Origin of the sequence: Paraburkholderia dioscoreae (genome assembly GCF_902459535.1) — a bacterium.
Classification (GTDB): Bacteria; Pseudomonadota; Gammaproteobacteria; order Burkholderiales; family Burkholderiaceae; genus Paraburkholderia; species Paraburkholderia dioscoreae.
This window is the reverse complement of the sequence record NZ_LR699553.1, coordinates 107,578-128,563: the sequence shown is the minus strand read 5'-3', so window position 1 is coordinate 128,563 and position 20,986 is coordinate 107,578. Positions and strand designations below refer to the sequence as shown.

The window sequence follows — 20,986 nt, the reverse complement described above, 5'->3', positions numbered from 1 at the left end:
ATTCTCCTCCGTGCTTCGCCGACGCCATCTAGCCGCCCTGTTTTGTTAAATGGCGGAATGAATGGAATCGATCGGTATCGTCGCTCCCCAAAAAATGCATTTCACCGAGCCGCTGCAGTTGCAGAACGGCAGCTCGCTCGCCGGTTACGACCTGATGGTCGAGACCTACGGCACGCTCAATGCCGCGCGTAGCAATGCGGTGCTGGTGTGCCACGCGCTCAACGCGTCGCACCACGTGGCGGGCATCTATGCCGACAACCCCAACGACATCGGCTGGTGGGACAACATGGTCGGCCCGGGCAAACCGCTCGACACCGACAAATTCTTCGTGATCGGCGTGAACAATCTGGGCTCGTGCTTCGGCTCGACCGGGCCGATGAGTATCGATCGGTCTACCGGCAATCCGTACGGCGCGGCGTTTCCCGTCGTGACGGTGGAAGACTGGGTCAACGCCCAGGCGCGCGTCGCGGACCAATTCGGCATCACGCGTTTCGCCGCGGTGATGGGCGGCAGCCTCGGCGGCATGCAGGCGCTCGCGTGGAGCATGATGTATCCGGAACGCGTCGCGCACTGCATCGTGGTCGCGTCCACACCCAAGCTGTCGGCACAGAACATCGCGTTCAACGAGGTCGCGCGCTCGGCGATCCTCTCGGACCCGGACTTTCACGGCGGCAACTACTATGCACACAACGTGAAGCCGAAGCGCGGCCTGCGCGTCGCGCGCATGATCGGCCACATCACGTATCTGTCGGACGACGACATGGCCGAGAAATTCGGCCGCTCGCTGCGGCGCGCGGAAGGCGCGCTGGACGCGTACAACTTCAACTTCGACGTCGAATTCGAGGTGGAGTCGTACCTGCGCTACCAGGGCGACAAGTTCGCCGACTATTTCGATGCGAACACGTACCTGCTGATCACCCGGGCACTCGACTACTTCGATCCGGCCAAGGCGTTCGACGGCGATCTGACGGCGGCGGTCGCGCACACCACGGCGAAATATCTGATCGCCAGCTTCACGACCGACTGGCGTTTCGCGCCCGCCCGCTCGCGCGAACTCGTGAAGGCGCTGCTCGATCACAAGCGCACGGTCACTTACGCGGAAATCGACGCACCGCACGGCCACGACGCCTTCCTGCTCGACGACGCGCGCTATCACAACCTGATGCGCGCCTACTACGAACGTATTGCGAACGAGGTGAACGCATGAACCAGCGAGCACTGGACTATCTGGCGCTGCGCCCGGACTTCCGCGCGATCGCCCGCTGGGTCGAACCGCGCGCCACCGTGCTGGATCTGGGTTGCGGCGACGGCTCGCTGCTCTCGCTCCTGACCGAAGAACTGGACGTGCTGGGCTACGGCATCGAGATCAACGACGCGGGCGTGCTGGCGTCGACGCAGAACGGCGTCAACGTGATCCAGCAGAATCTGGAAGACGGCCTGCGCCTGTTCGAAGACGGCAGCTTCGATTTCGCGATTCTGTCGCAGACGCTGCAAACCATTCACCAGACGGCCGCGATCCTGCGCGAGACCGTGCGGGTCGGCAAGGAATGCATTGTGTCGTTCCCGAACTTCGGCTACTGGGCACATCGACTCTCGGTGCTCCGGGGCCGCATGCCGGTGTCGAAGTCGCTGCCTTATCAGTGGCACAACACGCCGAACGTTCGGGTGCTGACCATCAAGGATTTCGAGGCGCTCGCGCCGGAAGTCGGCATCGAAATTCTCGACCGCGTGGTGCTCCACGAGGGTCAGGTGGTGCGGTGGGGGGTGAACTGGCGTGGTAGTCTTGCGGTCTATCGCGTCAAGAAAAGCTAACGCAAGTTATCCACATGTCGAACCCGCCGCACGAGGCGCCTGCACTTACCGCTCACGAAGAACATCCCGGCTGGCGCGCGTTCCTGAATACGCGCATGCTGATCTGCGTCTTTCTCGGCTTTACGTCGGGATTGCCGCTGTTCACGCTCGTCTATCTGGTGCAGGCGTGGCTACGCTCCGAAGGCGTCAATCTGAAGGAAATCGGCCTGTTCGCGCTGATCCAGTTCCCGTACACCTGGAAATTCATCTGGGCGCCGCTGATGGACCGCTACGTGCCGCGTTTCCCCGGCTGGCGTCCGGGCAGACGGCGCGGCTGGATGCTGGTCACGCAGATTCTGGTGGCCGGCGCCATCGGCACGTTAGGGTTCGTGTCGCCCAAAGAGTCGATCTGGACCGTGGCGGCTCTGACGGCGCTGGTCGCGTTTTTTGGAGCAAGTCAGGACATCGTGATCGACGCCTACCGGCGTGAATTGCTGAGCGACACGCAGCAGGGGCTCGGCAACGCGGTGCACGTGAACGCTTACAAGATCGCGGCGCTGGTGCCCGGTTCGCTCGCATTGATCCTGTCCGACCATTTGCCGTGGAGCACCGTTTTCATCGTGACGGCCGCGTTCATGCTGCCCGGCATGGTCATGACGCTGGTGGTGCGCGAGCCCGCGGTACACGGTACGCCGCCCAGGAACCTGCGCGAAGCGATCGTGCAGCCGTTCAAGGAATTCATTCAGCGCGACGGCTGGCGTGGCGCACTGTTCGTGCTCGGTTTCATCTTTCTGTACAAGCTCGGCGACACGATGGCGACCACGCTGTCCACGTCGTTCTTTCTCGACATCGGCTTTTCGCGCACGCAGATCGGCGTGATCGCGAAGACCACCGCATTCGGCGCGAGTCTGGCGGGCGGGATCGTCGGCGGAATCTGGCTGATGAAAATCGGCATTGGCCGGGGCTTGTGGATCTTCGGCATCCTGCAAATGGTGTCGACGCTCGGCTTCGCGTGGCTTGCTCATCTCGGACCGGCTTCGCCCGGTCTCGCGGCGATCTACGACATCGCCGTCTGGCTGAGCCAAGGCACGACGAAGCTGCTGGCGCTGGTGGGCATCGACTGGGCCGTGCAGCTCGAGCCGCGTTCGGTTGCGCTGGCGCTCGTGTACGGCTTCGAAACCTTCGCCACCGGTTTGACGATGGCGGCTTTCACCGCCTATATCGCCAGCACCACCGATCCGCGCTACACGGCCACCCAGTTCGCGCTCTTCACGAGCCTCGCTTCGGTGCCGCGCACGCTGGCTTCAGCGGCGAGCGGCTACGTGGTCGCGCAGATCGGCTGGTTCGACTACTTCATCGTCTGCACCGCGCTGGCGGTGCCCGGCATGGTGCTTCTGCTGCGCATCGCGCCGTGGAGGACGCAGTCGTGAAGGCGCGTCTCCCGAAGGGCGTGTTGCGCTCGGCTCCGTCCCGGCGTCCCGCGCGCAAGGTCAGGCGCGTGGCGCTGCGGGCGGTGTGGGCGCTCGGTGGTGTGAGCCTGACGTTGGCCGCGCCGTTGAACGCACACGCGACAGCCATGCCGGCGGCCGCGACCAGCGCCCCCGCAGCGACGCCGGCGCCGGCCACATCGGCGGCACCAACGGCCAGACCCGCAGCCGGCGCGGCAAGCCCGGAAAGCGCGACATCGGCGGCGCAAGGTGCGAGCAGCGCCGGTAGTGCTCCCGCAGCGGCCACGCCGCCGTCGTCGGCCCCATCGACGACGCCGCCGACTCCAGTCACGGCAAGGACGCCCGCTGCGACGTCGGCGCCGTCCGCGGCCGCCAAAGCGCCCGCCGCCCCGTCGATGCCCGTCGCATCCGCACCGTACAGCCCGACGAACACGCAGTTGCGCTATGGCGGCTATCTGGTGTTCCGCAACCTGATCCCATCGCCGATGCTCGAGGCGCAAGCCGCCGAAGAGTTCAACCAGATCGCGTACGGCGCCGAGCACGCCAATCGCCTGTACGGCGACACCGATGCGCATGTCACGCGCGTGCGCTCGATCGTCGACAAGCTGATCCCGTACTCGTTGAAATGGAACGAGCGGGCCAAAAACTGGAAGTGGGATGTGGCGGTGGTGCGCTCGCCCGATATCCGCATGTACTGTCTGCCGGGCGGCAAGATCGTCGTGTATGGCGGCCTGCTCGACCGCGCGCGTCTGAACGACAACGAACTCGGTATGCTGATTGGGCACGAGATTGCGCACGCGCTGCGCGAACATGCACGCGAGCGGCTCGGCCAGTTGCAGGCGAGCCAGCTCGACTCGTCCGGCACGATCCCGCAGCTATTCGGGCTCGCCGATCTCGGCGCGGCGCCGCTCGGCATCGGCTCGCGCCTGCTGGAAATGAAGTACGAGAATACCGACGAGACCGAAGCCGACGTGATCGGCAGCGATATCGCGTCGCGCGCCGGCTTCGATCCGCGCGCGGCGGTCACACTCTGGGACAAGCTCGCGCAGGCCACGCGCGGCAACCGCGATCAGGGCTTCATCTACGTGCATCCCTACACGTCGGCGCGCCGCCAGGACATCATCAAGCGCTTGCCCGACATGTTGCCGCTGTACGCGAAAGCAATCGGCAAAACGGTGGATGCGCTGCCGGACTACGGCGGCATGGGCCGTCCGCGCAGCAAACCGTCTCACAACTGAGTCGCGCGGGCCGCGCGCGCTCCCGGCCGTTGCCTGACATATGGCGTCCCCCTCGGGGCTGACTTCAACTGCGTCTGCTGCCGGGACGCGGACTCCGCTTACTTCTTGAGCTTGTGGTCGTAATCGACCGTCAGCGGCGCATGGTCGCTGAACTTGATATCGCGGAACACGTCGGTACGTTTCGCCTTGCTAGCGATATCCGGCGTCGCGATCTGATAGTCGATCCGCCACCCGACGTTCTTCGCATACGCCTGGCCGCGATTGCTCCACCACGTGTACTGTTCCGGCCGCTGGTCGAGCGTGCGGAACACGTCGACGTAACCCACTTCATCGAACAGTTTGGTGAGCCATGCGCGCTCTTCCGGCAGGCAGCCCGAATTCTTCTGGTTGCTCTTCCAGTTCTTGATGTCGATTTCCTTGTGGACGATGTTGACGTCGCCGCACACGATCACTTCGCGCTCCTGAGCCAGTTCCGCGAGATGCGGCATGAACTCGTCCATGAAACGGTATTTGGCCTGCTGGCGCTCGTCGCCGCTCGAACCCGACGGCACGTACACCGAAATCACCGACAGCTTGCCGAAACGCAGTTCGACGTAGCGCCCTTCCGGGTCGAATTCCTCGCTGCCGAAGCCGATCACCACTTCGTCCGGTTCGTGACGTGTGTACACGCCCGCGCCGCTATAGCCTTTCTTCACGGCGTGCTGAAAATAGCCGGTGAAATTGTGCGGCGCCATGAATTCCGGCGTCATGTCGTCTTGCGAGCATTTGATTTCCTGCACGCACAGCACGTCGGCCTTCTGTTCTCCGAACCAGTCGAAAAAGCCCTTCTTCGCCGCTGAGCGGATGCCGTTCAGGTTGGCGGTAATCACACGCAACATGTCGTTCCTTGTTTGGTCGATTCGTTTCTGGAGCAAAGGGGCAAGGTCACACGATCTTGATGCCCTTCAGCGATTCTTTGGCAGGCGGATATTCGAGCTTCAGCGCCTCGAACGTGCGCAACAGCAACTCCGCCACCATCACATTGCGATGCGTCTTCGAGTTGGCTGGAATCACGTACCACGGCGCGTATTCGGTCGATGTCGCGGCCAGCGTCTCGCCATACGCCACCTGATACTTGTCCCACTGTTTGCGCGCGTCGAGATCGGCGACGTCGAATTTCCAATGCTTGGTCGAATCGTCGATGCGCGCCTGCAAACGCACCCGCTGCTCGTCTTTCGAAATGTGCAGCATGCACTTGATGATGGTCGTACCGCTATAGGCCAGCAACTCTTCGAACTGGCGGATATGATGGCAGCGCTGCTCGAAGGCTTGTGCGTCCAGGTTGCCGAGCACGGTGGGCACCAGCAGATCTTCGTAGTGACTGCGGTTGAAGATCGTCAGTTCGCCCGCGGCGGGCGCTTGCGAATGCACGCGCCAGAGAAAGTCGTGCGCAATTTCGACGGGCGTCGGCGCCTTGAACGGCACGATGCGCAAACCGAGCGGATCGACGTCGTGAAACACCGCGCGGATCGTGCCATCCTTGCCGCTCGTGTCCATGCCCTGCAGCACCAGCAGGACACGGCGCTGCTGCTGCGCATGCAGACGCTCCTGCTGAATGTCGAGCTTCGCGCCGATTTCCGATAACCGGGCTTTGTCGGCGTCTTTCGAACCGGCCGAAAATGGTTTTGCAGCCGGATCGAAACCGTCGAGCGAGAATTTGTTTTTCTTCTTGCCGTCGCCGAAATACGGCACGCGGAAGTCGTCGAGTTCGGGTTGCCTGGCCATCCACACACTCCGTGATCTGCGTTTAAACGGGCCCGCAAACGAAACGGGCCGCTGCCCCACTTTCGTTTCCGGCAACAGCCCGCGGTGGCCAAAGCGCGAACGCTTCGGCCGTGCTTTCCAACTCTGCTTCAACTCAGGACAGCTTCTTCTTGAGCAGGTCGTTGACCTGCGCGGGATTGGCCTTGCCCTTGGTCGCCTTCATGGCCTGACCGATCAGCGCGTTGAACGCCTTTTCCTTGCCGGCGCGGAATTCCTCGACCGACTTCTGATTCGCGGCGAGCACTTCGTCGATGATCGCTTCCAGCGCGCCGGTATCCGAAATCTGCTTCAAACCCTTCGCTTCGATGATGCGATCGGCGGCGGCTTCGTCCGTGGCTTTCTCTTCCCAGATCGAGAGGAAAATTTCCTTGGCGATCTTGTTGGAGATCGTGCCGTCCGCGATACGCTGCAGCAACAGCGCGAGTTGCGCGGACGATACCGGGCTTGCAGCGATATCGAGACCTTCACGATTCAGTTGCGACGACACTTCGCCCATCAGCCAGTTCGCCGCGGCCTTGGCGTTGGCCGGGCCGAGCTTGCTCACCACCGCTTCGTAGTACGCCGCCATTGCCTTGCTCGATGTCAGCACGTTGGCGTCGTACGGCGTCAAACCGTATTGCGTGACGAAGCGCTGTTGAATCGCTTCCGGCAGTTCCGGCATTTCGCTTTTGACGCGCTCGACCCACGCCGCGTCGATCACGAGCGGCATCAGATCGGGATCGGGGAAATAGCGGTAGTCGTGCGCGTCTTCCTTGCTGCGCATGGAACGCGTTTCGCGCTTGTCCGGATCGTACAGACGCGTTTCCTGCACCACCGTGCCGCCGTCTTCGATCAGTTCGACCTGACGGCGCACTTCGTACTGGATCGCTTCTTCGAGGAAGCGGAACGAGTTCAGGTTCTTGATCTCGGCGCGCGTGCCGAATTCCGCCTGACCGACTGGACGCACCGATACGTTGGCGTCGCAACGGAACGAACCTTCCTGCATGTTGCCGTCGCAGATGCCGAGCCACGTGACGAGCGTATGCAGCGTCTTCGCGTACGCAACCGCTTCCGCCGCACTGCGCATTTCCGGCTCGGTGACGATTTCGAGCAGCGGCGTGCCGGCGCGATTCAGGTCGATGCCGGTCATGCCCGCGAAGTCTTCGTGCAGCGACTTGCCCGCGTCTTCTTCGAGGTGGGCGCGCGTGAGGTTGACGACCTTCTCGTACGCCGGACTGCCCGCCTTTTCATTGGCCGGCACCTGAATCGTCACCTGACCGCCCTGCACGACGGGAATTTCGTACTGGCTGATCTGGTAGCCCTTCGGCAGATCGGGGTAGAAATAATTCTTGCGCGCGAAAATACTGCGCGACGCCACCGTCGCGCCAATCGCGAGGCCGAACTGGATCGCGCGCTCCACGGCACCGCGGTTCATTACCGGCAACGTGCCCGGCAAGGCCAGATCGACAGGACACGCTTGCGTGTTCGGCGCGGCACCGAATTGCGTCGAGGCGCCCGAAAAAATCTTCGAGTGGGTCGACAGTTGCGCGTGGGTCTCCAGACCGATCACGACTTCCCATTGCTTGGTCATGGTGCTCACACTCCTGCCGGTGCTTTGCGGTGCCAGTCGGTCGCGCGCTGGAACGCGTCGGCCACCTGCAGCATCCGGGCTTCATTGAAATAGTTGCCGATGATCTGCAAACCTACCGGACGCTGCGCATTCGCGCCCGCGCCGAAGCCGCACGGCACGCTCATGCCCGGCAAACCGGCGAGGCTCACCGACAGCGTGTAGATGTCGGCCAGATACATCTGCACCGGATCGTCGCCCTTTGCGCCCAGATCCCACGCTACCGTTGGCGCGACCGGACCCATGATCACGTCGCACTGTTTGAACGCTTCCTGAAAGTCCTGCGCGATGATGCGGCGGATCTTCTGCGCCTGCAGGTAGTACGCGTCGTAATAGCCGTGCGACAGCACGTAGGCGCCCACCAGAATGCGGCGCTTCACTTCCGGGCCGAAACCTTCGGCGCGCGACTTCTTGTACATGTCGAGCAGATCGCGATACTCCGCCGCGCGATGGCCGAAGCGCACGCCGTCGAAACGCGACAGGTTCGACGAAGCCTCCGCCGGCGCGATCACGTAGTAGACCGGGATCGACAACTCGGTTTTCGGCAGCGAAACGTCGACCAGCGTGGCGCCGAGCACCTCGTATTGCTTGAGCGCGGCGTCGATGGAGGCGCGCACGTCGTCGGCGAGACCGGCGCCGAAATACTCTTTCGGCAGGCCAATGCGCAGGCCGGCGAGCGGTTTGCCGGCGCCGTCTTCTTTCCACGGCTGGCCGAGGTAGCGCGTGTAGTCCTCGTCGTCACGCACGAGGCTGGTCGAATCGCGCTCGTCGAAACCGGCCATTGCTTCGAGCAGCATGGCGCAATCCGCGGCGCTTCGCGCCATCGGGCCGCCCTGATCCAGCGACGAGGCGAACGCGATCATGCCGTAACGCGACACGCGGCCGTACGTCGGCTTGATGCCGGTGATGCCGGAAAACGACGCCGGCTGACGGATCGAGCCGCCGGTATCCGTGCCGGTTGCAGCGGGCGCGAGGCGCGCGGCCACGGCCGCCGCCGAACCGCCCGACGAGCCGCCCGGCACGGCCTTGACGTCCCACGGATTCTGCACGGGACCAAAGTACGAATTCTCGTTGGACGAGCCCATCGCGAACTCGTCCATATTGGTCTTGCCCACGCACACCATGCCGGCGTTCTGCAGACGCGCGACCACGGTCGCGTCGAACGGGCTCTCGTAGTTCGACAGCATTTTCGAGCCGGCCGTGGAGCGCCAGCCCTTGGTGACGAACACGTCTTTGTGCGCGATCGGCAGGCCGACCAGGGGGCCGGCGTGGCCGGTATGGAGCAGCGCGTCCGCGGCTCTTGCCTGCGCGAGCGTCAGATCGGGGTCGACCTGGATGAATGCGTTCAGGCTGTTGGCCGCTTCGATCCGCTTCAGATAGAGCTGCGCCAGTTCGACTGCGGAGCATTCCTTGGCCGTCAATGCGGCGCGCAGTTCGGTCAAACTTTTTTCATGCATTGCGTTTTATCCTGAAGAGCGCGGCAGCGCAGTCACGCTGCCGTGGAGGCATTCGGCTGCCCGCCGGCAAGCCGAGCCGAGAAAGCCGGAGACGACGGTCACGCGAGCGCCGGGGCCACGAGTCGATATGCCGCACGGCGGCACGTCGAAGGAAAGCTGCCCCGCACTCCGCGCCGGGCCCGATGCGCGGGGTTTTACTCGATCACCTTCGGCACCAGGTACAGACCGTCCTGCACGGCCGGCGCCGGGCGCTGGAAAGCTTCGCGTTCGACCGTTTCGGTCACCGTGTCGTCGCGCAGACGCAGCGCGACGTCTTCGATCTGCTCGATCGGGTGGGCAAGCGGGGCGATGCCGGTGGTATCGACCGCCTGCATCTGCTCGACGAGGCCGAAAAAATCGTTGAGCTGGACAAGCGTGTGCTCAGCTTCGGCATCGGCCAGTTCGAGCCGCGCAAGATGCGCGATGCGTTTTACATCGGTCAGGGTCAGAGCCATGCAGTCACCGGAAAATGTGGTGGACCGCCGCAGCATGCAAAAAACAACGCTGCGACAGCGGGTTACGACGCTGGAGGAGGCCCTCGAAAAAGGGGCCAGCGGCGGCAAAAAGTGCCGTCCGTTTCCTTCAAATCATGCAAAATTATAAGGTATCATTACGCGTTCGACCCAAACCCGGACCGACTTACCAAGGCCTTTCTGAACTATTCCCAAAGATCGTTCGGATTTTTCTGGCCTGGCTTTGCACCGGCCTCCGGTAGACTCCCTCGCAGCTTCAAGTTCCTGTGGCGCCGCTTCCGCCCGGTTGAAGCTGTTATTTTTTCCGCTGCCGCCCTGCGCATACGTTGCGAGGCCCGGCCCCAAGCGAGACAGGATTTTGAATGTTCGGTTTTTTGCGCAGCTACTTCTCCAACGATCTGGCCATTGACCTCGGCACGGCCAACACGCTCATCTACATGCGTGGCAAGGGCATCGTTCTTGATGAACCGTCGGTGGTCTCGATCCGCCAGGAAGGCGGTCCCAACGGCAAGAAAACCATCCAGGCAGTCGGCAAGGAAGCCAAGCAGATGCTCGGCAAGGTGCCGGGCAACATCGAGGCGATCCGCCCCATGAAAGACGGCGTGATCGCCGACTTCACCGTCACCGAGCAAATGATCAAGCAGTTCATCAAAACTGCTCACGAATCGCGCATGTTCTCGCCGTCGCCGCGCATCATCATTTGCGTGCCGTGCGGTTCGACCCAGGTCGAACGCCGCGCGATCAAGGAAGCCGCGCACGGCGCGGGTGCTTCGCAGGTCTACCTCATTGAAGAACCAATGGCGGCCGCCATCGGCGCCGGTCTGCCGGTGTCGGAAGCAACCGGCTCGATGGTCGTCGACATTGGCGGCGGCACGACCGAAGTCGGCGTGATCTCGCTCGGCGGCATTGTGTACAAGGGCTCCGTGCGCGTGGGCGGCGACAAGTTCGACGAAGCCATCGTCAACTACATCCGCCGCAACTACGGAATGCTGATCGGCGAGCAAACGGCCGAAGCCATCAAGAAGGAAATCGGCTCCGCTTTCCCGGGTTCCGAAGTCAAGGAAATGGAAGTGAAGGGCCGTAATCTGTCGGAAGGCATTCCGCGCAGCTTCACCATCTCCAGCAACGAAATTCTCGAAGCCCTCACCGATCCGCTAAACCAGATCGTGTCGTCGGTGAAGATCGCGCTCGAACAGACGCCGCCGGAACTCGGCGCGGATATCGCCGAGCGCGGCATGATGCTCACGGGCGGTGGCGCGCTGCTGCGCGATCTGGACCGCCTGCTCGCCGAAGAAACCGGCCTGCCGGTGCTCGTCGCCGAAGACCCGCTGACCTGCGTTGTACGCGGCTCGGGCATGGCGCTCGAACGCATGGACAAGCTGGGCAGCATCTTCTCGTACGAGTAAGCGAGCCCGTCTCCATGTCAGTAGCGCGGATCTGGCAAACGGCCCCTTGCGGGCCGGTTTGCCGTTGGCTGGGCCTGCCAGCCTCCGCGCGCTGAACGCGCGTTCCTCGCGCGCCGCCGTCTCACCCAACCGCTCACGCCCCCGGCGCCGACCATGGAATACAGTCCGCCGCCCCTGTTCAAGCAAGGACCGTCCGCTCTCGCACGACTCGTGTTTTTCGTCGTGCTGGCGCTTGCCCTGCTGATCTCCGACGCTCGCTTCAAAACGCTCGAAATCGTGCGTGGCGTGCTCGGCGCGGGTCTTTATCCGTTGCAACGCGCGGCACTCGTGCCTCGCGACATGTTCGTGGGCGCCGCCGACCTGGCCGTGACCAGCGCCACGCTGCGCAGCGAAAACGACAGACTGCGCAGCAAAGATCTGCAACTCTCGCAGCAAGCCAATACGGCCGCCGAACTGGCCGCCGAAAACGCGCATTTGCGGGCGCTGCTGCAACTGTCCCAGCGGTCCACCACGCAATCGCTGCCCGCCGAGATCCAGTACGACACGCGCGATCCTTTCACGCAGAAAGTGGTGATCGGCCGCGGTGCGCAGCAAGGCATCCAGAACGGTTCGCCGGTCGTCAACGAAGACGGCGTGATCGGCCAGGTGACACGCGTCTTCCCGCTGCAAGCCGAAGTTACGCTGCTCACGGACAAGGATCAGGCAGTGCCCGTGCAGATCGTGCGCACCGGCTTGCGCAGCGTGATTTACGGCACACCGAAGGGCGACACACTCGATCTGCGCTTCGTGCCGATCAGCGCCGACATTCAAACCGGCGACGAACTCGTCACGAGCGGACTCGACGGCGTGTATCCGCCGGGCCTGCCGGTCGCTAAGGTGGTACGGGTCGACAAACAGGCCGATACCGCGTTCGCGCGCGTGATCTGCCTGCCCGTCGCGCCGGTGCGCGGCGCGCGTCAGTTGCTCGTGCTGCATTACGTGAACAATGTGCCTCCGCGTCCCGCCGAAGAGCCCGACGCAGCCACAGCCGCAAAGGACGCGAAAGCGAAGAAGGGCGGCAAGCCGGCGGACGGCAAAGCCGCAGCGGACAAAGCTCCGGCAAAAGCGGGCGAAAAACCCGCAGCCGAGAAGTCCGCGGCGGCCAGGCCCGCTGAAAAAGCCCCTGCCAAACCGGCAGTTGCGGAGAAGAAGTCCGCCGCCGAAAAGAAACCGGCTACTGAGAAGAACGCGAAGCCGCAAGCCACGCCGGGGGCGCAGCCATGAACCGTCCGCAATACATTCTGCAGCCGGTCAATCCGTACTTCATCTCGTTCAGCCTCGCCGCGGCGTTCCTGCTGAACCTGATGCCGTGGGGGCGCCTTGTCGGCGTGCCGGACTTCGTAGCGCTCGTGCTGCTGTTCTGGAACGTGCACCAACCGCGCAAAGTCGGCATGGGCATCGCTTTTTCACTGGGTTTGCTGATGGACGTGCACAACGCCAGCCTGCTCGGCGAACACGCACTGGCGTATACGTTGTTGTCGTACGGCGCGATTACGATCCACCGCCGCGTGCTGTGGATGTCGCTCGGCGTGCAGACCTTCGCGGTCATGCCGCTGCTGGTCGTCGCGCAACTGGTGCCGTTCGTGATCCGTCTGCTGACGGGCGCGGCGTTTCCAGGCTGGGGTTATCTGATCGACGGTTTCGTCGAAGCCGCGCTGTGGCCGGTTGCCAGCATGCTGCTGCTGATGCCGCAGCGCCGCCCGGCCGATCCGGACGATACCCGGCCAATTTGATCACGCATCGGGCCCGCCGGCCGTTCTGATGAAACTCACGTCGCCGGCCCGCTCGACGCGCATCGCAGTTCATGCCTTCCGGTTCTGGCCGGAAAAGGCGCACACTCATCATGGCCGTTATCCGGCCTTTTGCAGAATCGCATGACCGAATTCAAGGACACCCAGCAACAGCTCTCGAAGTTCCGCCTGCGCGTCGCGGCGGCGGGGCTGTTCGTGTTCGTCTGCTTCGGGCTGATCGGCTTCCGGTTCCTGTTCCTGCAGGTCTGGCACTACAGCAAATACTCGCTGCAGGCCGATGAAAACCGCATTTCCGTCGCGCCGATCGTGCCGAACCGCGGCATCATCACCGATCGCAACGGCGTCGTGCTGGCCAAGAACTACTCGGCCTACACGCTCGAAATTACGCCCTCGAAGCTGAACGACTCGCTCGAAAACGTGATCGACAACCTGGCCACGGTGGTCTCGATCGACGCACGCGACCGCCGCCGCTTCAAGAAGCTGCAGGAAGACTCGAAGAACTTCGAGAGCCTGCCCATCCGCACCCGCCTGACCGACGACGAAGTTGCGCGCTTCACCGCACAGCGCTTCCGTTTTCCCGGCGTGGAAGTGCGTGCGCGCCTGTTCCGCCAATATCCGCTCGGGCCGACGGCGGCGCACGTGATCGGCTACATCGGGCGGATTTCGCAGCGCGATCAGGACCGTATCGACGACGCCAGCGACCAGAACGACAGCGATCCGGACCACTACGATCCGCGTCTGGACGCGAACAACTACAAGGGCACCGACTACATCGGCAAGATCGGCGTCGAGCAGAGTTACGAGACCGAACTGCACGGCCAGACCGGTTTCGAGGAAGTGGAAGTGACAGCCGGCGGCCGCCCCGTGCGCACCTTGTCGCGCACCCAGGCAACGCCTGGCAACAACCTCGTGCTGTCGCTCGATATCGGACTGCAGCAGGTCGCCGAGCAGGCCTTCGCGGGACGGCGCGGCGCGCTGGTCGCCATCGAGCCCTCCACGGGCGACGTGCTTGCGTTCGTGTCCGCGCCGAGCTTCGATCCGAATTCGTTCGTCGACGGCATCGACCAGCAGACGTGGGACGATCTCAACAATTCACCCGACCACCCGCTGCTCAACCGGCCGCTGCACGGCACCTATCCGCCGGGCTCGACCTACAAGCCGTTCATGGCGCTCGCCGCGCTCACGCTGCATAAGCGCACGCCGGGCTGGGGCTTCCAGGATCCGGGCTCGTACACCTTCGGCGGCCACACGTTCCGCAACGACGTGCGTTCGGGCCAGGGCTGGGTCGACATGAACCGCGCGATCGTGGTGTCGAACGACACGTATTTCTACATGCTCGCGCACGATCTCGGCGTCAACAATATCGCCAACTTCATGAAGCCATGGGGTTTCGGCCAGATCACCGGCATCGATATTTCGGGCGAGGCGCGCGGCATCCTGCCGTCCACCGAATGGAAGCGCAAGGCGTACCGCAAGCCCGAACAGCAACGGTGGTATGAAGGCGAAACGATCAGTCTCGGCATCGGCCAGGGCTACAACTCGTTCACCATTCTCCAGCTCGCTCATGCCACGGCCACGCTCGCGAACAACGGCGTGGTGATGAAGCCGCACCTCGTGCGAGACATCGAAAACCCGATCACGAAAGAGACCCGGCCGGTTGTGCGCGATCCGAGCGACAGGATCGCGGTGAAGCAATCGGACATCGACATCATCAAGCGCGCAATGGAAGGCGTCGTGACCAATGGCACGGCGTCGAAACTGTTCATCGGCGCGCAGTACCAGGCGGCCGGCAAGACGGGGACGGCGCAGGTCTACTCGCTGCAAGGCGCGAACTACAAGGGCCACGCGATTGCCGAACATCTGCGCGACCACGCGCTCTTCATCGCCTTCGCACCGGCCGAGCAACCGAAGATCGCGCTCGCACTGATCGTCGAAAACGGCGGCTGGGGTGCGGAAGCGGCGGGCCCGATCGCGAGGAAGGTGCTCGACTACTATCTCGTCGGCAAGAACAAACCGGGCGCTCAGGCGGCGGCCATCGAGGCAGCGGCGTCGGCGACCGAGGACGCGTCCGCGCCCGAAGTCGGCGGCGCACCGGCGCCACAGGACGCGGCGCAGCCCGTCAAGGTCGCGGCGGGCTTCACTGCCTTGCCGATTCCCGGTGCGGCTTCGGCGGCAGCGGCGGCCTCCGCTGCGGCGGCGGCCTCGGCGGCGAGCGCGGCTTCGGCCTCGGCCTCGGCTTCGGCACCTGCTGCCGCGTCGGCGCCCATGGCCGACTCCACGTCGGCTGCTGCAAAGAATCATCCGACGCCGCGTAAATCCGGCGCCCCGCATCCACCCCGTCCGGCCAGCGAGCCGGCGCCGAGCGCCGCGGCACCGTCGCGCGATGACGGTATTCAGGCCACGTCGCCACGCCAGCCGGTTTCCGGCGGCATCGACGAGTAAGGAGAAAGGCATGCAATTCGACAAGCGCGCCTGGCTCGACCGCATCAAGCGGATGTTTGCGGGCTTCGACCGTCCGCTCGCGCTGATCGTGTTTCTGCTTTTGTGCGTAGGCATCGTCACGCTGTACAGCGCGAGTCTGGACGTCCCCGGCCGCGTGGAAGACCAGCTGCGCAACATCATGCTGACGTTCGTGCTGATGTGGGCGCTCGCCAATGTTCCGCCCACTACGCTGATGCGCTTCGCGGTCCCGCTGTACACATTCGGGATCGCGTTGCTGGTGGCGGTGGCGCTATTCGGTCTCACGCGCAAGGGCGCGAAGCGCTGGATCAATGTCGGCGTGGTGATCCAGCCTTCGGAAATCCTGAAGATCGCCACGCCGCTGATGCTTGCGTGGTACTACCAGCGCCGCGAAGGCGTGATGCGCTGGTACGATTTTCTGGTCGGTCTGCTGATTCTCGCGTTACCGGTAGGCCTGATCGCCAAACAGCCCGATCTCGGTACGGCCGTGCTGGTGTTCGCAGCCGGCTTCTTCGTGATTTACTTCGCGGGCCTGAGTTTCAAGCTGATCGTGCCGGTGCTGATTGCAGGCGTGATCGCGGTCGGCTCCGTCGCCGCCTTTCAGGACAAGATCTGTCAGCCCGAAGTGCAATGGCCGTTGATGCACGACTATCAGAAACACCGCATCTGCACCCTGCTCGATCCGACCTCCGATCCGCTCGGCAAGGGCTTCCACACCATCCAGGCAGTCATCGCGATCGGCTCGGGTGGTCCGCTCGGCAAAGGCTGGCTGAAGGGCACGCAGGCGCATCTGGAGTTCATTCCCGAAAAGCACACCGACTTCATCTTCGCGGTGTTCTCCGAAGAGTTCGGACTGGCGGGCGGCATCGTACTGCTCACGCTGTACATGCTGTTGATCGCGCGCGGGCTGTATATCGCGGCCAATGGCGCGACGCTATTCGGACGTTTGCTGGCCGGCTCGCTGACAATGGCGTTCTTTACCTACGCATTCGTGAATATCGGCATGGTGAGCGGCATCTTGCCGGTGGTCGGCGTGCCGTTGCCGTTCATGAGCTACGGCGGCACGGCGCTGACCACGTTGGGGGTCGCCATCGGCCTCATCATGAGCGTCGCGCGGCAGAAGCGGTTGATGCAGAGTTAGCGCGGCGGGCCGTCGGCGAACACGAACACGGCCCGAAACAAGGCGGCGAAAGCAGAAGAGGCGCACCATCACCACGGAGTGAACTGCACCCCAAAGGTTGGATCGGTGTCCAACCTTTGGGGTGCAGTTCAGAGCGCCCCTTTCATTTACTGCGGCTTCACTTCCTTCTGGTCCCGCAACTGCGCGCTGAGTTGCTGATACTTGAGTCGCGCCGCCGGATCGCCCTGCGCCGCCGCGGCAGCGTAATAGGCGCGCGCCACGTTGAGATTCCTGTCCACGCCGTCGCCGCCGCGCTCGTAGAACGAGCCGGTCACATATTGCGCGGTCATGTCGCCGCCTTGCGCCGCCTTCTTGTACCAGACGAACGCCTGCCTGTTGTCGCGTTCGGTGCCGCGTCCGTCGAGGAACTGATTGGCCAGCGCCAACTCCGCCTGCACGTGGCCTTGCTGGGCCGCCTTCAGAAACCAGCGATGCGCCTCCACTGGATCGCGGCCGACGAACTCGCCGTCGTCGTACATCTTGCCGTACACGTATTGCGCGTGCGACATGTTGGCGTCCGCAGCCTTGCGCAGCCATTTCTTGCCTTCATCGACATTGGCCGGGGTGCCTTCGCCGTTGAGCAGCATCATCGCGTAGTTGAACTCGGCGAGCCGGCTGCCACGCTCGGCGGCCTTGCGGAACTCGGCCAGCGCCGCGCCGAGATTGCCGGCGTTGTAGTCGGCGACCGCGGTTTGCGTCTGCGGATCGTCCGACTTCGCGACGCGGTCCTGCGCATACGCCGCCACATTCGCCATCAACGCCGCCGTAACCACCAGACGCACCGCGACGCACTGCACCATCCCCTTCATGACCTCACCTCCTGCAATGCCTGGCGAGTCGCGCGCAACATCCACATGACGTCGGCGGCCAGAGCGATAAAACGAAAACCGGCGTCGCGATGCTGCTTTGCGCTCGCGACATCCATAGCAAAAATACCGGCGGCGATGCCCGCCTTATCCGCGGCGCTGACGATGCGCGCCATCGCGGCCTGCACGTCGGCGTGCTTCGAATCGCCGAGATGACCGAGGCTCGCGGCAAGGTCCGCCGGTCCGACGAACAGGCAATCGACACCCGGCGTCGCCGCGATCTTTTCCACTTCCTGCAAGCCGCGCGCCGACTCGATCTGCACGATAGTCGCGATCTGCGCGTTGGCGGTCTGCACGTAATCGCGCCGCATGCCGTAGGCCGCGGCCCGCACCATGCCGGCAACGCCGCGCTCGCCGTCGAGCGCGCCGGCGGTCGGATATTGCGTGAGACGCACGGCGCGCGCCGCTTCGTCTGCGGACTCGATATTCGGGAACATCAGCGTACGCGCGCCAGCATCCAGCACACGCTTGACGAGCCACGCCTCGCTGGCCGGCACGCGCACCACCGGCTCGCTCGGTAGATGCGCGGCGGCGATTGCGCGCAATTGCGAGGCGACGTCGCCGCTATCGTTCGGCGCGTGCTCCATGTCGATCAGCAGCCAGTCGTAACCGGCGTGCGCGAGCGCTTCGGCCGCGGCATCGCTGCCGAGCGAGAGCCACAGGCCGAACAGCGGCTCGGTTTCCTTGAGGCGTTGCTTGAGGGGATTGGTCAGGCTGCTCATCGCCGCGCTCCTTGGCGGCGATGACATGCGCCGCAAGGCGCAATGCCGGCGTGATGGGCTAGAGAAAGACAAAGACAATGGCTCAGGCCGTGGCGGCCTGGATGCCTGCTGCGACGCAATGCGATGACCGGCATGTCTCGCTCCGTGTGGTTATCGGAGCGATCATACCGTGACAATAACGCGAGGGTTGGACGGTCCCCGAGGGGATTTCCTGCGGGAGTGCGGCGGCGCTGAGGTCTAGTCGCGGACCACGTCGGCCCAGCAGTTCGGCGTCTCGTACAGACGCAGCTTATGCAAACGGAGATTCACGCCGTAGTGGGCATCGTAGACGTTCGCGAGAATGTCGAACGCGACGGCGGCAAGGTTTTCGACGGTGGGAATACGATCGAGCACGACCGTCTTGTGCCCGACCATCGTCTCAAGGAAACCGCGCACTTGCGTGTCGCCTTCATAGACCAGAAACGCATGGTCCCACCTGTCGACCAGATGCTCGACGGCGAGCGACTTCACGTCGGCGAAGTCCATCACCATGCCGCGGTCAGGCGCGCCTTCGGTGTCGACCAGATCGCCTTGCAGCGTGATTTCGAGCACATAGCGATGACCGTGCAGATTACGGCACTGGCTGCGGTGATCGGGAATGCGGTGACCCGCGTCGAATTCGAGTTTTCGTGTAATCGTCAGCACGGCAAATCAGGGAATGTTCAGATACTTGTGGGTCTGCATCGACAGGCGCCATTGCGGATGGCGTTTGCACCAGTCGATCGCGAGCTTGGTGTTGATGTCGCGCGACGGGCCGTCCATGGGCTGGACGAGGAAATACTCGAAGTCGAGCTTCGCATACTCGGACAGGCGCTGGTTGTCCTGCGGGATCACGACCTTCAGTTCGTTGCCTTTGGTCACGACGAGCGGCGCGTCGGCCTTCGGGCTCACGCAGATCCAGTCGATCGTCTCGAGCACCGGCAGCGAGCCGTTGGTTTCGATAGCGATTTCAAAGCCGGCGGCATGCAGCGCGTCGACGAGCGGCTGGTCGATCTGCAGCATCGGCTCGCCGCCCGTGCACACCACGAAACGCTCGCCCTCGCCTTGCGGCCATTGCGACGCGATCATCCGCACCAGATCTTCAGCCGTGCGGTACTTGCCGCCGTTCTCACCATCGGTGCCGACGAAGTCCGTATCGCAGAAGCGGCATACCGCCTCCGCACGATCTTCCTCACGGCCCGACCACAGGTTGCAGCCGGCGAACCGGCAGAAGACGGCCGGACGCCCGGCATTCGCGCCCTCGCCCTGCAACGTGTAGAAGATTTCCTTGACCGCGTAAGTCATGCTGCTTTCTGCCCTGTGTTCCTGAAAATTATTGCCTGAGTCGTTGCCTGAGCCATGTGCTCGAACTTCGTGCCCCGAGCCGCGCCGGTGCGGGAAACGTCAGACTGGCTCGGTGACCTTTTCACCGGCCAGATACGCTTCGTAGCCGCGCTTGCGCAGGCGGCACGCCGGGCATTCACCACAACCGAAGCCCCACGCATGCAATTCCGCGCGTTCGCCGAGGTAGCACGTATGCGTCTCGACGCGCACCAGTTCGACCAGTTCAGCGCCGCCGAGCTCGTGCGCGAGGCGCCAGGTGTCGGCCTTGTCGAGCCACATCAACGGTGTTTCGAGCAGGAAGCGCGTGTCCATGCCGAGGTTCAGCGCGACCTGCAACGCCTTCATGGTATCGTCGCGGCAATCGGGATAGCCCGAGAAATCCGTCTCGCACATGCCGCCGACCAGCACCTGCAAACCACGCCGATACGCAATCGCCGCAGCGATGGTCATGAACATCAGATTGCGGCCCGGCACGAACGTGTTCGGCAAACCGTTGGCCGTGGCTTCGATCTCGATCTCGCGCGTCATGGCCGTGTCGCTGATCGCGCCGAGTACCGACAGATCGATCATATGGTCTTCGCCGAGGCGCTCGGCCCATGCCGGAAATGCGCGCGCGACGGCGTTGCGAAACCCCTCGCGGCATTCCAGTTCGACGCGGTGCCGCTGACCGTAATCGAAGCCCAGTGTCTCGACCGTTTCATAACGTTCGAGCGCCCAGGCGAGGCACGTGGCGGAATCCTGGCCGCCGGAAAACAGCACCAGAGCGCTACGTTTAGCGTCTTTGCGGATCACCGTGAAACTCCGTGAATGAAGAGTGCCACGTCGCGCTGCGCGAGGTGCGCCATGCAAGCAACGCGGCGCGACGCGTACCGGCACTGCTGCCGGCCCAAAGCAGTATAGGCCGCGCCTTCCGCATGCGGAGTCGCTGGGCGCTTATACCGTTGATCGTCGGGCGAAGGGTTCGGTGCTGGTGGCGGCGTTGCCGCGCGGCACTCAGGCGACGCACTCACGTGCAAGTCCTTGAACTGGCGCGATTTTATCATGCGGCGCCGAATACCGCCGGGTGACCCTTGCCGCGCGGCGCGCACAAGCCGAAGCAACGGACGCCCACCATGCCTACCCCAATAGGGACGCAGAAAGGAAAAGCCCCAGGAATCTTGCGATTTCCTGGGGCTGAATCCTGGTGGCCTGGGACGGAATCGAACCATCGACACGCGGATTTTCAATCCGCTGCTCTACCAACTGAGCTACCGGGCCAACGAAGAACGAAATAATATCAAAGGGTCAGCAGTGGGGCAAGCCCCTTGTCGAAAAAATGTGTGAGCGCGGAATCTTCTGCGAAGGG

General features: G+C 63.6%; 20 protein-coding genes and 1 tRNA gene. 10 read left to right on the top strand and 11 right to left on the bottom strand.

Going from position 1 to position 20,986, the window contains the following annotated elements; translation table 11 throughout:
* Positions 1–61 precede the first annotated feature (61 nt).
* Genes metX through PDMSB3_RS00615 form a run of 4 tightly spaced genes read left to right on the top strand, consistent with a single transcriptional unit; the run spans position 62 to position 4,477 of the window.
* Positions 62–1,207 (top strand): homoserine O-succinyltransferase MetX, encoded by a 1,146-nt coding sequence (gene metX, locus PDMSB3_RS00630; RefSeq protein WP_007179690.1) that lies wholly within the window; start codon positions 62–64, stop codon positions 1,205–1,207.
* Positions 1,204–1,812, top strand: a complete 609-nt coding sequence (gene metW / locus PDMSB3_RS00625) for a methionine biosynthesis protein MetW (protein ID WP_007179691.1) — start codon at positions 1,204–1,206, stop codon at positions 1,810–1,812. The genes metX and metW overlap by 4 nt, the downstream gene beginning before the upstream one ends.
* A gap of 14 nt (positions 1,813–1,826) precedes the next feature.
* On the top strand, positions 1,827–3,221 hold the full coding sequence (locus PDMSB3_RS00620; RefSeq protein ID WP_007179692.1) for an AmpG family muropeptide MFS transporter: 1,395 nt from the start codon (positions 1,827–1,829) through the stop codon (positions 3,219–3,221).
* Positions 3,218–4,477, top strand: a complete 1,260-nt coding sequence (locus PDMSB3_RS00615) for a M48 family metallopeptidase (RefSeq protein ID WP_165184254.1) — start codon at positions 3,218–3,220, stop codon at positions 4,475–4,477. The genes PDMSB3_RS00620 and PDMSB3_RS00615 overlap by 4 nt, the downstream gene beginning before the upstream one ends.
* Positions 4,478–4,575: 98 nt before the next feature.
* On the opposite strand, the gene PDMSB3_RS00610 is transcribed toward PDMSB3_RS00615, so the two are convergent.
* The 5 genes from PDMSB3_RS00610 to gatC form a co-directional block, all read right to left on the bottom strand.
* Positions 4,576–5,355 (bottom strand): exodeoxyribonuclease III, encoded by a 780-nt coding sequence (locus PDMSB3_RS00610; protein WP_007179694.1) that lies wholly within the window; start codon positions 5,353–5,355, stop codon positions 4,576–4,578.
* A 46-nt stretch (positions 5,356–5,401) separates the two neighbouring features.
* Positions 5,402–6,241, bottom strand: a complete 840-nt coding sequence (locus tag PDMSB3_RS00605) for a PPK2 family polyphosphate kinase (protein WP_007179695.1) — start codon at positions 6,239–6,241, stop codon at positions 5,402–5,404.
* Between the two features lie 133 nt (positions 6,242–6,374).
* The gene (gene gatB, locus PDMSB3_RS00600) at positions 6,375–7,850 is read right to left on the bottom strand and encodes an Asp-tRNA(Asn)/Glu-tRNA(Gln) amidotransferase subunit GatB (protein WP_007179696.1); all 1,476 of its coding nucleotides are present in this window, start codon (positions 7,848–7,850) and stop codon (positions 6,375–6,377) included.
* A 5-nt stretch (positions 7,851–7,855) separates the two neighbouring features.
* Complete coding sequence (gene gatA, locus PDMSB3_RS00595) at positions 7,856–9,343, bottom strand: Asp-tRNA(Asn)/Glu-tRNA(Gln) amidotransferase subunit GatA (RefSeq protein ID WP_165184251.1); 1,488 nt, start codon at positions 9,341–9,343, stop codon at positions 7,856–7,858.
* A 194-nt stretch (positions 9,344–9,537) separates the two neighbouring features.
* Positions 9,538–9,837, bottom strand: coding sequence for an Asp-tRNA(Asn)/Glu-tRNA(Gln) amidotransferase subunit GatC (gene gatC / locus PDMSB3_RS00590; RefSeq protein ID WP_007179698.1), 300 nt, complete (start codon positions 9,835–9,837; stop codon positions 9,538–9,540).
* On the opposite strand from gatC, the gene PDMSB3_RS00585 reads away from it, so the two are divergent.
* The 6 genes from PDMSB3_RS00585 to rodA all read left to right on the top strand — a co-directional run bounded on the left by PDMSB3_RS00585 (position 9,836) and on the right by rodA (position 16,652).
* Positions 9,836–9,985 (top strand): hypothetical protein, encoded by a 150-nt coding sequence (locus PDMSB3_RS00585; RefSeq protein ID WP_157187803.1) that lies wholly within the window; start codon positions 9,836–9,838, stop codon positions 9,983–9,985. The two genes, gatC and PDMSB3_RS00585, sit on opposite strands and share 2 nt — an antisense overlap.
* Before the next feature lie 232 nt (positions 9,986–10,217).
* Positions 10,218–11,261: a rod shape-determining protein gene (locus tag PDMSB3_RS00580; protein WP_004189550.1), complete on the top strand. Its 1,044-nt coding sequence runs from the start codon at positions 10,218–10,220 to the stop codon at positions 11,259–11,261.
* A 153-nt stretch (positions 11,262–11,414) separates the two neighbouring features.
* On the top strand, positions 11,415–12,524 hold the full coding sequence (mreC, locus tag PDMSB3_RS00575) for a rod shape-determining protein MreC (protein WP_165184249.1): 1,110 nt from the start codon (positions 11,415–11,417) through the stop codon (positions 12,522–12,524).
* Positions 12,521–13,033, top strand: a complete 513-nt coding sequence (gene mreD, locus PDMSB3_RS00570) for a rod shape-determining protein MreD (RefSeq protein ID WP_007179700.1) — start codon at positions 12,521–12,523, stop codon at positions 13,031–13,033. Before mreC ends, mreD begins: the two co-directional genes overlap by 4 nt.
* Positions 13,034–13,174: 141 nt before the next feature.
* Positions 13,175–15,493 (top strand): penicillin-binding protein 2, encoded by a 2,319-nt coding sequence (mrdA, locus tag PDMSB3_RS00565; RefSeq protein ID WP_007179701.1) that lies wholly within the window; start codon positions 13,175–13,177, stop codon positions 15,491–15,493.
* 10 nt (positions 15,494–15,503) lie between these two features.
* Positions 15,504–16,652: a rod shape-determining protein RodA gene (rodA, locus tag PDMSB3_RS00560; protein ID WP_007179702.1), complete on the top strand. Its 1,149-nt coding sequence runs from the start codon at positions 15,504–15,506 to the stop codon at positions 16,650–16,652.
* A gap of 146 nt (positions 16,653–16,798) precedes the next feature.
* Here the strand turns inward: rodA and PDMSB3_RS00555 are convergent, their stop codons facing one another.
* The 6 genes from PDMSB3_RS00555 to PDMSB3_RS00530 all read right to left on the bottom strand — a co-directional run bounded on the left by PDMSB3_RS00555 (position 16,799) and on the right by PDMSB3_RS00530 (position 20,898).
* Complete coding sequence (locus PDMSB3_RS00555; RefSeq protein ID WP_232064235.1) at positions 16,799–17,446, bottom strand: tetratricopeptide repeat protein; 648 nt, start codon at positions 17,444–17,446, stop codon at positions 16,799–16,801.
* Positions 17,447–17,496: 50 nt separating this feature from the next.
* Positions 17,497–18,279: an HpcH/HpaI aldolase family protein gene (locus tag PDMSB3_RS00550; RefSeq protein ID WP_007179704.1), complete on the bottom strand. Its 783-nt coding sequence runs from the start codon at positions 18,277–18,279 to the stop codon at positions 17,497–17,499.
* Between the two features lie 237 nt (positions 18,280–18,516).
* The gene (gene queD, locus PDMSB3_RS00545) at positions 18,517–18,963 is read right to left on the bottom strand and encodes a 6-carboxytetrahydropterin synthase QueD (protein WP_007179705.1); all 447 of its coding nucleotides are present in this window, start codon (positions 18,961–18,963) and stop codon (positions 18,517–18,519) included.
* 6 nt (positions 18,964–18,969) lie between these two features.
* On the bottom strand, positions 18,970–19,602 hold the full coding sequence (queE, locus tag PDMSB3_RS00540; RefSeq protein WP_007179706.1) for a 7-carboxy-7-deazaguanine synthase: 633 nt from the start codon (positions 19,600–19,602) through the stop codon (positions 18,970–18,972).
* Between the two features lie 99 nt (positions 19,603–19,701).
* Positions 19,702–20,433, bottom strand: a complete 732-nt coding sequence (gene queC, locus PDMSB3_RS00535; RefSeq protein WP_007179707.1) for a 7-cyano-7-deazaguanine synthase QueC — start codon at positions 20,431–20,433, stop codon at positions 19,702–19,704.
* 389 nt (positions 20,434–20,822) lie between these two features.
* A tRNA-Phe gene (locus PDMSB3_RS00530) sits at positions 20,823–20,898 on the bottom strand.
* Positions 20,899–20,986 lie beyond the last annotated feature (88 nt).